Here is an 11,799-nt window from a genome sequence, read left to right as displayed (position 1 = left end):
CAGGATGAAGACGCTGCCGGGAATGCCATAGAGGATGACCGGCTTTTTTTTATTCGTCATAATTTTCGTTACGTACGGAATTTTCTGAAGTATTACGATGTTGAACAGGTGGACGCGGTTTTTGCCGACCTTGGAGTTTCGTCGCACGAATTTGATGAGGCCGAACGTGGATTTTCTTTTCGTTTTGATGCTCCGCTCGATATGCGTATGAATCGCGAAGCAGCTCTTGATGCCGCGAAAGTGGTGAATGAGTACGACGAAGAAAAACTTCAGATGATATTTCGGATGTACGGCGAGGTTAAAAATGCCCGTAAACTGGTTGCACAAATTGTAAAAGCCAGAAGCGAAGCCCCGATTAAAACAACTACGCGTTTAAAAGAAATTGCTTCGTCGTGTGCGCCAAAAGCAATCGAGAATAAATATTTAGCGCAGGTTTTTCAGGCACTTCGGATTGAAGTGAACGAAGAAATGGAGGCCTTGCGCGAATTTCTGGCTACAACACTCAATATTCTGAAACCCGGCGGTCGCCTGGTGATTCTTACTTATCACAGTTTGGAAGATCGCCTGTGTAAAAACTTTATCAAGTCGGGAAATTTTGAAGGTAAGATCGAGAAGGACTTTTACGGTAATGTACAGTCACCTTTTAAAATGATAAACCGAAAAGTGATTGTAGCAGGTGAAGAGGAGCTGAGCGCCAATCCACGGTCGAGAAGTGCAAAACTGAGAATAGCAGAACGAATTTAACGATGGCAGAACAAAATAAAAATACAAGGAAACGTACGGGAATGAAATCCTTTATCGGGGGCACCATTCTTACCGATGAGCGCACTTTGCGGCAGATGCCGTTTGTGGCATTTCTTGCGGTTTTGGGGTTGCTGTTGATCGCTAACCGAAACTGGTCGGAAAGCACACTGCGCGAGATTGTTGTGTTGCAGGAAGAGCTGGACGAGTTGCGATCGGAATCGGTAACGCTTTCTGCCAAATTGATGGACGCAAGCCGTCCGTCGGAAGTAGCAAAACGAGTTGAAGAGGCCGGAATTGGTTTGCAGGAGCCAATGCGACCTCCGCAAAAAATAACGGTTGAAAAAGAAGATTAGAAGTGGGGATCAGGAAAACCATATTATCGCGTATTGCAATTGTATACTTCGTGTTGACGTTGTTCGGAGCTTATGTTGTAGTTCGGCTTGTTTCTGTTCAGCAGATTAAAAACGAACGCTGGCAGAAAATCGAGAAAAACCTGAGCAACAATACGGTGATTATTCCGCCGGTGCGGGGAACGATTTGTGCCGACGATGGTAGTGTTTTGGCTACGTCGGTTCCGGGCTACAAAATCCGCATTGATTTGGCAGCCGAAGGAGTTAAAAAAGTATTCGACAACGAGGTGGATTCGTTAGCCTGGTATTTGTCGGATTTCTACAAAGATGCTTCATCACGCGAATATGCAAGACGATTGCGTTCGGCTTATAAAAACAGGAATCGTGGTTATCTGCTCACTCCTGAAAAAATAGATTACAACCAACTACAAGAATTCAAGGACTTCCCGATTTTACGTCGTGGACGATTTGGTGGTGGGTTGATCATTGAACAGGAAAACAAACGTCTCAACCCTCTCGGAATTTTGGCTCAACGAACAATCGGTAGTTTAAATAAAGCCAATGCTTTAACTCCGGTTCCGGTGGGTTATAATGGTTTAGAGCGCTCGTACGAAATGTACCTGCGTGGCGAAAACGGGATCAGTTACAAGCAAAACCTGTCGGGACGCTGGGTGACCCGCACCGAAATTGAGCCGCAAAACGGGATGGATATTATAACCACCATCGACGTTAAAATGCAGGACATTACCGAAAGTGCGTTGTATAAACAGGCGCTGAAATCGAATCCCGAATGGGCAACTGCAGTTTTAATGGAAGTGAAAACCGGCGAGATCAAAGCAATTGCCAACCTCGGCAAAACCAAAGACGGATTCTACGAAAAAGATAATTACGCACTGGGTCACCGTGGTTGTTACGAGCCGGGTTCTACATTTAAACTGGTTTCGTTGATGGTGGCGTTGGAAGACGGCGTTGTAGATACCAGCGATGTTTTCGATACCGGGAACGGTTACTGGGCACAGGAAAATATTACCGACGACCATGCTTGCGGAAAAGTGAATGTGAAACAAATTCTGGAGCAGTCGTCGAATATCGGAACAGCAAAAGTGATTTTGTCGAAATACACCAACAATCCAAAAGATTACGTTGACCGGATTTATGGATTTGGTATCCAGAAACCTCTGGGATTGGAATTGGCCGGAGAAGGACAACCATATATAAAGTACCCCGGAAATGCCGATTGGTGGGGTACTACCACTTTAGGTCGTATGTCGTACGGTTACGATTTGCGTCTCACGCCATTGCAAATTTTAAACTTTTATAACGCCGTTGCCAACGATGGTGCCATGGTAAAACCGCGTTTGGTAAAAGAAATTCGCAACAACGGAGCTTTGGTAAAAACATTTAAACCTGAATTGCTGAATCCTATGATCGTGTCGAAAGAAACCATTGGAAAGGCGCAGGCAATGTTGGAAGGTGTTTGTCAAAACGGAACCGGTCGCGGTGTTCAGGGAGATCAGTTTAAAGTGGCCGGAAAAACCGGTACTGCCCGTGTTGCCCGTTCGGACGGCAAAGGTTACGAATACGGAGCTTATTACGCATCGTTTGTGGGATATTTCCCTGCAGACAATCCAATGTATTCTCTGATAGTGACCTTTAAAAAACCACGAAACTCGATTTATGGAGCAGCAGTAGCAGGCCCTGTTTTCAAAGAGATTTCGGAGAAAGTATATGCCAGCCAGATTACGAATGCCGCTCCAAAAGATGATAAACGCGAAGGCGAAGATATTCCTCAGATAAAGAGTGGGCAGCGCGACGATATTCTTCGCTTGGCCGAAGAGCTGGAGTTGAAAAATGTACGAGGATTGCCCGATTCAAGAATGGTTTCGCTGAATACTCAGGATAGTACAATTATACTGGAAGAAAATGTGGTGCCGGTAAATGCGGTGCCCGATGTAGTTGGTATGGGGGCCAGCAACGCCATTTTCCTGTTGGAAAATGCAGGATTAAAAGTGAAACTAAGCGGAATAGGAAAAGTTAAAAAACAATCGTTGAAACCCGGTAGCTCATATCGCCCGGGACAAACGGTATATCTCTCATTAAGTTAAGATGAAACGAGCATGCACTAAATATCATTTACAAGAAGGACTTGATAAGCGAGTTACATCGAATGCCTTTGAGAGTTAACAATTATGATGAGATGAAACTAGCAGAGTTATTGGAACATATAGGGATTGTTGATTGCATTGGTGAAACCGATAGGGAAGTTGCCGGCATTCAATTCGACTCAAGGAAAATCACATCAGATAATTTGTTTGTAGCGCAAAAAGGTGTTTCTGTTGACGGGCATCGTTTTATTGATACAGCAATAGAGAAAGGTGCTACTACAATTGTATGTGAAGATCTTCCGAAAGAAACAAAACCTGCTGTTACTTATATAAAGGTTGAAGATTCCAATAAAATATTAGGTGAAATTGCCGCGGCTTTTTATGGTGTGCCATCATCAAAAATGAAAGTAGTTGGCGTTACCGGAACAAACGGTAAAACCAGTATTGCCAGTTTGTTGCACAAACTTTTCCGCATGCAGGGCTATAATGTTGGTCTGCTTTCCACAATTTCATACAAAATAAACGAGAAAGAAGAGGTTGCCTCGCATACCACACCTGATGCGCTGAAAATTCAGCAGTTAATGGCTGAAATGGCGGAAGCAGGTTGCGAGTATTGTTTTATGGAAGTGAGTTCGCATGCTATTCATCAGCAACGTATTGCAGGCATTCGGTTTGCGGGAGGAATCTTCACCAATATCACGCACGATCACCTCGATTATCACAAAACTTTTGCTGAATACATTAAAGCCAAAAAAGCCTTTTTCGATGGTTTGCCAAAAGATGCTTTTGCATTGGTGAATGCCGACGATAAAAACGGTTTGGTAATGCTGCAAAATACAAAAGCCCGAAAACTGACTTACTCCAATCGTACTATGGCCGATTATCGCTGCAAAGTGATTGAAAGCCATTTTGATGGAATGCTGCTGAGTATGGACGACCAGGAAATATGGACACGTTTTGTTGGGCTTTTTAATGCTTCAAACTTATTGGCGGTTTATGCTACGGCTGTGGAGTTGGAGCAGGATAAAGGCGAGGTTTTAACCATTATCAGCAATTTACAATCAGTGCAAGGCCGGTTCGAAACCATTCGTAGTGAAGACGGCAAATACGCCATTGTTGATTATGCACACACGCCCGACGCATTAAAAAATGTGTTGGCTGCCATTGCTGAAATCAGAACCAGAAACGAGCAGGTAATAACTGTGGTTGGCGCAGGTGGCGACCGCGATAAAACAAAACGCCCGGAAATGGCTCAGGAAGCTTTGGCCGCCAGCGACAAAGTAATTCTCACTTCGGATAACCCGCGTAGTGAAGATCCTGAAGCAATTATAAAAGACATGGAAGCCGGCGTTGAAGCGCAATATAAAAATAAAGTGGTGTCGATTGTAAGTCGTCGCGATGCCATAAAAACAGCGGTGATGTTGGCACAGCCCGGCGATATTATTCTCATTGCAGGAAAAGGGCACGAAGACTACCAGGAAGTAAATGGTGTGAAACATCATTTTGACGACAGAGAAGAAGTAAGGAACTGTTTTGGACTAAAAAATTAAAAGCAAGATATGTTTTACTGGCTATACGAACTTTTAGCAGGATACGATATTCCCGGAATTGGAATGCTTCCGGGTATTACATTTCGCTCGGCAGCAGCAATTATCCTTTCGTTGTTTATTACCACGATTTTTGGGAAAAAGCTGATCCGCGTTTTGCAGCGCAAGCAAATTGGCGACGAAGTGCGCGACCTTGGACTTGAAGGTCAAATGCAAAAGCAGGGAACGCCAACAATGGGCGGAATTATCATCCTGATGGCCATTATCATTCCGACTTTGCTGTTCGCTCGCCTCGATAATATTTACATCCTGTTGATGCTGATCACTACTGCTTTTTTAGGAATGATCGGTTTTATCGACGATTATATCAAGGTTTTTAAAAAGAATAAAGAAGGACTGGCCGGTAAATTTAAGATTTTGGGTCAGGTGAGTTTGGGGTTAATTGTTGCCGCCACACTTTTTATCAGTGAAGATGTAAAAGTTCGTGAGCATATAAGTGATGAAAATGGAGCTTTTCTGACTGAACAAGTTACTGATCCGGCTACCGGGGAAAGTACCGAGCAGTTTGTGATGGAAGATGTGAAATCGACCAAAACAACCATCCCGTTTATTAAAAAGAACGAATTTGATTATGCCTGGCTGGTAGCTTTTGCCGGTGATGCTGCATCTTGGCTGAAATGGCTGATTTATGCCATCGCAATCATATTGATTATTACAGCTGTTTCAAACGCCGCAAACCTTACCGATGGAATTGACGGACTGGCAACCGGAACGTCGGCGATTAGTGGGGCGACCTTAGGAATTTTGGCCTACGTAAGTGGTAACGTAATTTATGCCGATTACCTGAATATCATGTACATCCCGAACATTGGTGAATTGACTGTATTTATTGCCGCTTTCATTGGTGCTACTGTGGGATTCTTGTGGTACAACTCTTTTCCTGCTCAGGTTTTTATGGGCGACACCGGAAGTTTGGCTTTGGGTGGAATCCTGGCTGTGTTCGCCGTAATCATTCGCAAAGAAATTTTGATTCCGCTCTTGTGTGGAATTTTTCTAATCGAAAACCTGTCGGTGGTAATTCAGGTGTTCTGGTTTAAATACACCAAGAAAAAATATGGAGAAGGGCGCAGAGTATTTTTGATGAGCCCGATTCACCACCATTTTCAGAAAAAAGGTTTCCCCGAACCAAAGATTGTAACACGCTTTTGGATTGTCGGAATTATTCTGGCAGTGATAACAATTGCAACATTAAAAATGAGATAGCGTGAAAAGATTGGTAGCCATATTAGGAGGAGGCGAAAGCGGCGTTGGAGCAGCCATTCTTGCACAAAAAAAAGGATACGAGGTGTTTGTGTCCGACCTTGGAAAAATCAAGGAGAAATACAAAAACGTTCTTTCAAATTATAAGATAGATTTTGAAGAAGGCCATCATTCTGAAGAGAAAATTTTAGGCGCGGAACTGGTCGTTAAAAGCCCGGGAATTCCGGAAACGGCTCCGCTGGTTAAGCAGCTAAAAGAACAAGGTACACCGGTAATTTCGGAGATTGAATTTGGAGGTCGTTTTTCGTCGGCTAAAACCATTTGTATTACCGGAAGCAACGGCAAAACAACTACCACTTTGCTCACTTATCATATTCTGCAAAAAGCAGGATTGAATGTTGGCCTGGCAGGAAACGTTGGAAAAAGCTTTGCATGGCAGGTGGCCGAAGAAAATTTTGATGTGTATGTTATTGAGTTAAGCAGTTTTCAGCTCGATGGAATGTATGAATTCAAAGCAGATGTAGCTGTGTTGATGAACATCACACCCGATCATCTCGATCGTTACGGCTACGACATGCAAAACTACACGGATTCGAAATTCAGGATTCTTCAAAATCAAACAGCAAATGACTACTTCGTGTATTGTGCCGACGACGAAGTGATTCAAAAAGAAATACAAAAAAGAGAGATAAAACCTGTTCAACTTCCTTTTGGGTTGGGAGAGGCTGCCGGGCCTGGAGCAGGTGTGAGAGACAATCGGATAATTATCAACTTTAATCAAAATCAATTCAGCATGTCGATACTGGATTTATCACTACAGGGGAAACACAATACCTACAACAGCATGGCCGCAGGCATTGCAAGCATGGTATTAAAAATCAGGGATGAACAATTGAGAGAAAGCCTTTCGGATTTTACGGGTGTTGAGCACCGTTTGGAGCGCTTTCTGAAAGTTCATGGCATCGAGTTTATCAACGACTCGAAAGCGACGAACGTTAATTCATCGTGGTATGCGTTGGAAAGTGTACACAAACCGGTGATCTGGATTGCCGGCGGAGTGGACAAAGGCAACGATTACACTATGTTGCAGGGGCTTGTAACCAACAAGGTGAAAGCCATTGTTTGTCTGGGTAAAAACAATGCCAAGTTGCACGAAGCTTTTGGCGATTGTGTGGCCGATATTGTAGATGCATCAAGCATGGAAGAAGCGGTGAAAGCTGCTTACTACCTGGCCAGAAATGGCGACACAGTGCTGTTATCACCTGCATGTGCAAGTTTCGATTTATTTGAGAATTACGAAGACAGAGGAAATCAATTTAAAAAAGAAGTAAGGAATTTGTAATGCAACATCCCATTCTGAAATTATTTAAGGGCGACCGCGTGCTTTGGATGGTGCTGATGCTTTTATCAGTGTTGTCGCTACTTATTGTGTACAGTTCAACGGGTGCATTGGCCTATCGTGTGGCTCAGGGAAATACATTGAAATACCTGTTTCGCCAGGTCGTATTTTTGGGTACCGGGATAGGAGTAATTTTGCTCATGGTAAATGTGCTGCCCATAAAATTGTATTCAAAACTGGCGTGGTGGGCTTTGCTGGCAAGCATCGGATTTTTACTATTTTCCATTGTGATGCGCGGAACATCATTTGTTTCTACCAGCGGCCGTACGCTTAATTTCTGGGGTGCAACATTTCAACCGGCCGAAATGGCCAAGATTTCACTGGTCTTATTCTCGGCTAAAATTTTAGGAAAACGCCAAAAAACAAAAGGCGATTTGTGGGAAGCATTTAAGAAGATAATTTTTTATACAGCTATTGTCTGCGGTTTGATTTTTATATCCGATTTCTCAACCTCGGCATTGCTTTTCGCAACGATCATGACCATGATGTTTTGCGGCCGGATTCCATTGAAATATTTGTTTTCGGTTGTAGGAGCCGGCATTGCGTTGGTGGTTACAATCTATTTTACTGCCGATCATTTGCCCGAAAGTTTAGGGCGCGTGCATACCATGAAAGGAAGGATCGAGCGTTTTATTGATCCTCCGCCACCTGAAGCATCGCAGGGAATTACACAGGCCGACTATGCAAAACTGGCCATTTATTCCGGCGGAATTTTTGGAAAAGGCCCGGGCCATTCAGATGTGAGTAATTACATGGCCGCGGCATATAACGATTTTATTTTTGCCATAATCGTTGAAGAATATGGTTTGTTGGGAGGTATTGCGGTAATCATGCTTTTCCTGATTTTCTTTTTCAGGGGCGTGGTGATTGTCAGGCGGGCCACCAGAACGTTTCCGGCGTTTATGGTAATTGGATTAACACTGGTGTTGGTTTTTCAGGCCATGATTAATGTCGGCGTTTCAAGCGGAGCATTACCGGTAACCGGACAACCGCTGCCCTGGATAAGTTTGGGAGGGACATCGCTGTTATTTACATCGCTGGCTTTTGGATTGATTCTGAGTGTGAGTCACCAAAATCAGCAGAATAAAGAAGTTGAGGAGCAACCGATTATGATTAAAGCTCCCGATGAAGATTACGAAATTGAAAATGAAACAAAAGATAAATAGAGCCATAATAAGCGGAGGTGGTACCGGAGGACATATTTTCCCGGCGCTTGCCATTGCCAACGAAATTAAAAAGCGTAATCCTGACGCTGACATTTTGTTTGTTGGTGCCGAAGACCGGATGGAAATGGAGAAAGTGCCAGCCGCCGGATATAAAATTATTGGCTTGCCCGTGATGGGATTTCCACGGAAACCCAGCATGAAAATGATTACGTTCTTTAAAAAGCTGCGCCAGAGTTCGAAGCTGGCAAAAAAGATTGTGGCCGATTTTAATCCTGAAGTAGCGATTGGAGTTGGCGGTTATGCCAGCGGCCCGTTGTTGCGTGCAGCTGCAAAAGCTAAGGTTCCTTGTTTAATTCAGGAGCAAAACTCATATGCCGGAATTACCAATAAACTCTTAAGTAAAAAGGTGAATTCAATTTGTGTGGCTTACGACAAAATGGAGCGTTTTTTCCCAGCCGAAAAACTGATTTTTACAGGAAATCCGGTGCGAGAAAATTTGACCGAAAAACAAAATAGAAAAGAAGCTTTTGAGTTTTTCAAAGTAAGCGAATCAGATAAAGTTGTATTGATTGTTGGTGGCAGTCTTGGTGCACGTTCAGTAAACCAGGCTGTGCTTAAAAATATAAAGGAAATAGCTGCTTCGGGTGTTCAGGTGATCTGGCAGACCGGTGCTTATTATTACGATAAAATTCAGGAAGACCTGAAAGAAACAAAACCGAAAAATCTGCAGATTCACAAGTTTATAACTCGAATGGATCTGGCTTACGAAGTTGCCGATTTGGTGATTTCAAGAGCAGGAGCAGGAACAATTTCGGAGTTGTGTTTGGTTGGAAAAGCGTCGGTGTTGGTGCCGTCGCCAAATGTTTCGGAAGACCATCAAACAAAAAACGCGATGGCTTTGGTAGAGCAGGATGCTGCTTTAATGGTGCGCGATGATGAGATTAATGAGAAATTATTTCCGTTGGCATTTGAGGTGGTGAAAGACGAAGCGCGTTGCAGTGCTTTGGCAGCAAAAAGTAAAGAGCTGGCGAAACCTGAGGCTACCAAGCAAATAGTTGATGAAGTAGAAAAATTAGTGAGACAATAGAATGGACAACATTCAGAAAATAAAGAATGTATATTTCCTTGGGATCGGAGGAATAGGGATGAGTGCGCTGGCCCGGTATTTTAAATACTCGGGGCGCAATGTGGCAGGATACGATCGCACTGAAACGGCACTGACCGACGCGCTGCAGAAAGAGGGGATTGATGTGCATTTTGATGATGATATCAGAAATATTCCATCGAAATGGAATCCTGCAGAAACCATAGCAGTGTATACACCGGCTTTGCCCGACGAGCATAAAGAACTGAACTGGTTTAAAAGCCAGCCTATCGGTTTGTTTAAAAGGGCAAAAGTGCTTGGAATGATTTGCAACGAACGCAAAGGAATTGGTGTTTCCGGCACACACGGAAAAACAACGACAAGTACTATCGTTACCAATATTCTGAGTAAAACTGAACAAGGATGCGGCGCATTTTTGGGCGGTATTTCAAAGAACTTCAGAAGCAATTTGGTGCTTCCGGAAAACGATTCGCCATGGATTGTTGCTGAAGCCGACGAGTTTGATCGTTCGTTTTTACACCTAAAACCGCAGTTGGCATTGGTTACTTCGGTTGATGCCGACCATTTGGATATTTATGGCGAAAAGGAAAAGATCGTAGAGTCGTTCGAGAAATTTATTTCGCAGATCCATCCCGACGGAAGTTTGGTGCTAAAAGAAGGAGTGGAATTGGATACGTCGAAAACCGAAGCAAAAGTTTATTCCTATTCATTAAAGGGTAAAACCGATTTTGCTGCGCTGAATTTGCAATTGAATGCAGTAACGGGTTTTTATTCGTTCGATTTAAAAACACCCGGAGGAATAATTGCCAACTGCAAAATGAATTATCCGGGGCTGGTAAACGTTGAAAATACGGTTGGTGCCAGTGCTTTGGCCTGGTTGGCCGGAGCATCGGCAAATGCGATAAAAGCCGGAATTGAAGATTACGAAGGTGTTGCCCGTCGTTTTGATATTCGTTACCGTTCGGAGAAAAGGATTTATATCGACGATTATGCACATCACCCCGCGGAATTGGAGGCGTTTATAACTTCGGTTAAAGCTTTGTTTCCTGATAAAAATGTGACCGGAATTTTTCAGCCTCACTTGTTTTCGCGCACAAAGGATTTTGCTGCTGAGTTCGCACAAAGTCTGGATTTGTTGGATAAAGCTATTCTTATACCGCTTTACCCGGCACGCGAAGAACCAATTCCCGGCGTTTCATCGGCAATCATTTACAAAGAAATGAAGCTGGAGAACCGGATGCTGGCTGAGCGCGATGAGGTATTAAAAATACTAAAATCAGATCCGAACGAAATTGTGGTAACAATGGGGGCCGGCGATATCGACCGGATGGTGGAAAGTATAATTGAACTGTTGGAAAGTAAAGAAAAATGATAAAGAAGTTTGCAAAAATAGGCGGTTTGTTGGTGTTGCTGGTGTTTCTGCTGGTAACGCTGGCGTTTACTTCGTTGAAGTACAATCATGCCACTTGCAACGATATCGAATTCAATTACGATCCGGATGAGGTAATAAAAGTTGATCGGGCGGAGTTGGTGAACCTGGTGAAATCGATCGATAAAAATATAATCGGGAAGGATTTTGACAGCATAAACACGGTGCAGATCGAGCAGGCGGTTGAAAAGCACGAAGCGATTTTGAATGCTGAGGTTTATAAAGTTGTTACCCGCACCGACAGCGCAACTTTTAAAGGAGTTTTGGCCATCGATCTGAAACATCGTAAGCCGGTGGTTCGCGTTTTTTCTGATAAAGGAAATTACTACCTCGATGAGTTTGGTGGTAAAATTCCGGTGTCGACAAATTATGCCGCTAACGTGTTGGTGGCTACCGGTGACATTAGTGAAGAATATGCAAAAGAAGCACTTTTGCCATGTGTTTTAACGATAGAAAACGATGAATTCTGGAATGCACAAATTGAGCAGATTCATGTGCAAAAGGATGGCGATGTGCTGTTGATTCCGCTGGTTGGCGACCATACCATTGAGTTTGGAACGCTGGAGAACTACCCGGAGAAATTGCGGAATATGAAAGCTTTTTACAAGCAGATTATGGCAAAAAATAATTGGAATAAATACAAAACGATCAGTTTAAAATACAAAGATCAGGTAATAGCAAAAAGAAGGTAATT

10 protein-coding genes are annotated in these 11,799 nt (G+C 43.4%); all 10 read left to right on the top strand.

Annotated features, from left to right (window positions below; translation table 11 throughout):
• The coding region (rsmH, locus tag QZ576_RS13160) for a 16S rRNA (cytosine(1402)-N(4))-methyltransferase RsmH (RefSeq protein ID WP_297097905.1) at positions 1-744 on the top strand (744 nt) is incomplete at its 5' end.
• Positions 745-746: 2 nt separating this feature from the next.
• The gene (locus QZ576_RS13155; RefSeq protein WP_297097903.1) at positions 747-1,097 is read left to right on the top strand and encodes an FtsL-like putative cell division protein; all 351 of its coding nucleotides are present in this window, start codon (positions 747-749) and stop codon (positions 1,095-1,097) included.
• Between the two features lie 2 nt (positions 1,098-1,099).
• Complete coding sequence (locus QZ576_RS13150; protein WP_297097901.1) at positions 1,100-3,199, top strand: penicillin-binding protein; 2,100 nt, start codon at positions 1,100-1,102, stop codon at positions 3,197-3,199.
• A 92-nt stretch (positions 3,200-3,291) separates the two neighbouring features.
• Complete coding sequence (locus QZ576_RS13145) at positions 3,292-4,749, top strand: UDP-N-acetylmuramoyl-L-alanyl-D-glutamate--2,6-diaminopimelate ligase (RefSeq protein ID WP_297097899.1); 1,458 nt, start codon at positions 3,292-3,294, stop codon at positions 4,747-4,749.
• A 9-nt stretch (positions 4,750-4,758) separates the two neighbouring features.
• Complete coding sequence (mraY, locus tag QZ576_RS13140) at positions 4,759-6,009, top strand: phospho-N-acetylmuramoyl-pentapeptide-transferase (protein ID WP_297097897.1); 1,251 nt, start codon at positions 4,759-4,761, stop codon at positions 6,007-6,009.
• 1 nt (position 6,010) lies between these two features.
• On the top strand, positions 6,011-7,348 hold the full coding sequence (gene murD / locus QZ576_RS13135; RefSeq protein ID WP_297097895.1) for a UDP-N-acetylmuramoyl-L-alanine--D-glutamate ligase: 1,338 nt from the start codon (positions 6,011-6,013) through the stop codon (positions 7,346-7,348).
• Positions 7,348-8,571, top strand: coding sequence for an FtsW/RodA/SpoVE family cell cycle protein (locus QZ576_RS13130; protein WP_297097893.1), 1,224 nt, complete (start codon positions 7,348-7,350; stop codon positions 8,569-8,571). The genes murD and QZ576_RS13130 overlap by 1 nt, the downstream gene beginning before the upstream one ends.
• On the top strand, positions 8,552-9,658 hold the full coding sequence (gene murG, locus QZ576_RS13125) for an undecaprenyldiphospho-muramoylpentapeptide beta-N-acetylglucosaminyltransferase (protein WP_297097891.1): 1,107 nt from the start codon (positions 8,552-8,554) through the stop codon (positions 9,656-9,658). The genes QZ576_RS13130 and murG overlap by 20 nt, the downstream gene beginning before the upstream one ends.
• A gap of 1 nt (position 9,659) precedes the next feature.
• Positions 9,660-11,048 carry a UDP-N-acetylmuramate--L-alanine ligase gene (gene murC, locus QZ576_RS13120; protein WP_297097888.1) on the top strand — a complete coding sequence of 463 codons (1,389 nt, stop codon included), beginning with the start codon at positions 9,660-9,662 and terminating at the stop codon, positions 11,046-11,048.
• The gene (locus QZ576_RS13115) at positions 11,045-11,797 is read left to right on the top strand and encodes a hypothetical protein (RefSeq protein WP_297097887.1); all 753 of its coding nucleotides are present in this window, start codon (positions 11,045-11,047) and stop codon (positions 11,795-11,797) included. The genes murC and QZ576_RS13115 overlap by 4 nt, the downstream gene beginning before the upstream one ends.
• Positions 11,798-11,799: the final 2 nt, after the last annotated feature.

This window comes from uncultured Draconibacterium sp., assembly GCF_913060805.1.
Taxonomy (GTDB): domain Bacteria; phylum Bacteroidota; class Bacteroidia; order Bacteroidales; family Prolixibacteraceae; genus Draconibacterium.
Note: the sequence above shows the minus strand (reverse complement) of the source record. Positions and strands in the feature narration are given on the sequence as shown.

Coding starts and splice junctions, on each gene's coding strand:
- QZ576_RS13115 (WP_297097887.1), top strand. CDS start 11,045: ATGATAAAGAAGTTTGCAAAAATAGGCGGTTTGTTGGTGTTGCTGGTG.
- QZ576_RS13155 (WP_297097903.1), top strand. CDS start 747: ATGGCAGAACAAAATAAAAATACAAGGAAACGTACGGGAATGAAATCC.
- murC (WP_297097888.1), top strand. CDS start 9,660: ATGGACAACATTCAGAAAATAAAGAATGTATATTTCCTTGGGATCGGA.
- QZ576_RS13145 (WP_297097899.1), top strand. CDS start 3,292: ATGAAACTAGCAGAGTTATTGGAACATATAGGGATTGTTGATTGCATT.
- murG (WP_297097891.1), top strand. CDS start 8,552: ATGAAACAAAAGATAAATAGAGCCATAATAAGCGGAGGTGGTACCGGA.
- mraY (WP_297097897.1), top strand. CDS start 4,759: ATGTTTTACTGGCTATACGAACTTTTAGCAGGATACGATATTCCCGGA.
- QZ576_RS13130 (WP_297097893.1), top strand. CDS start 7,348: ATGCAACATCCCATTCTGAAATTATTTAAGGGCGACCGCGTGCTTTGG.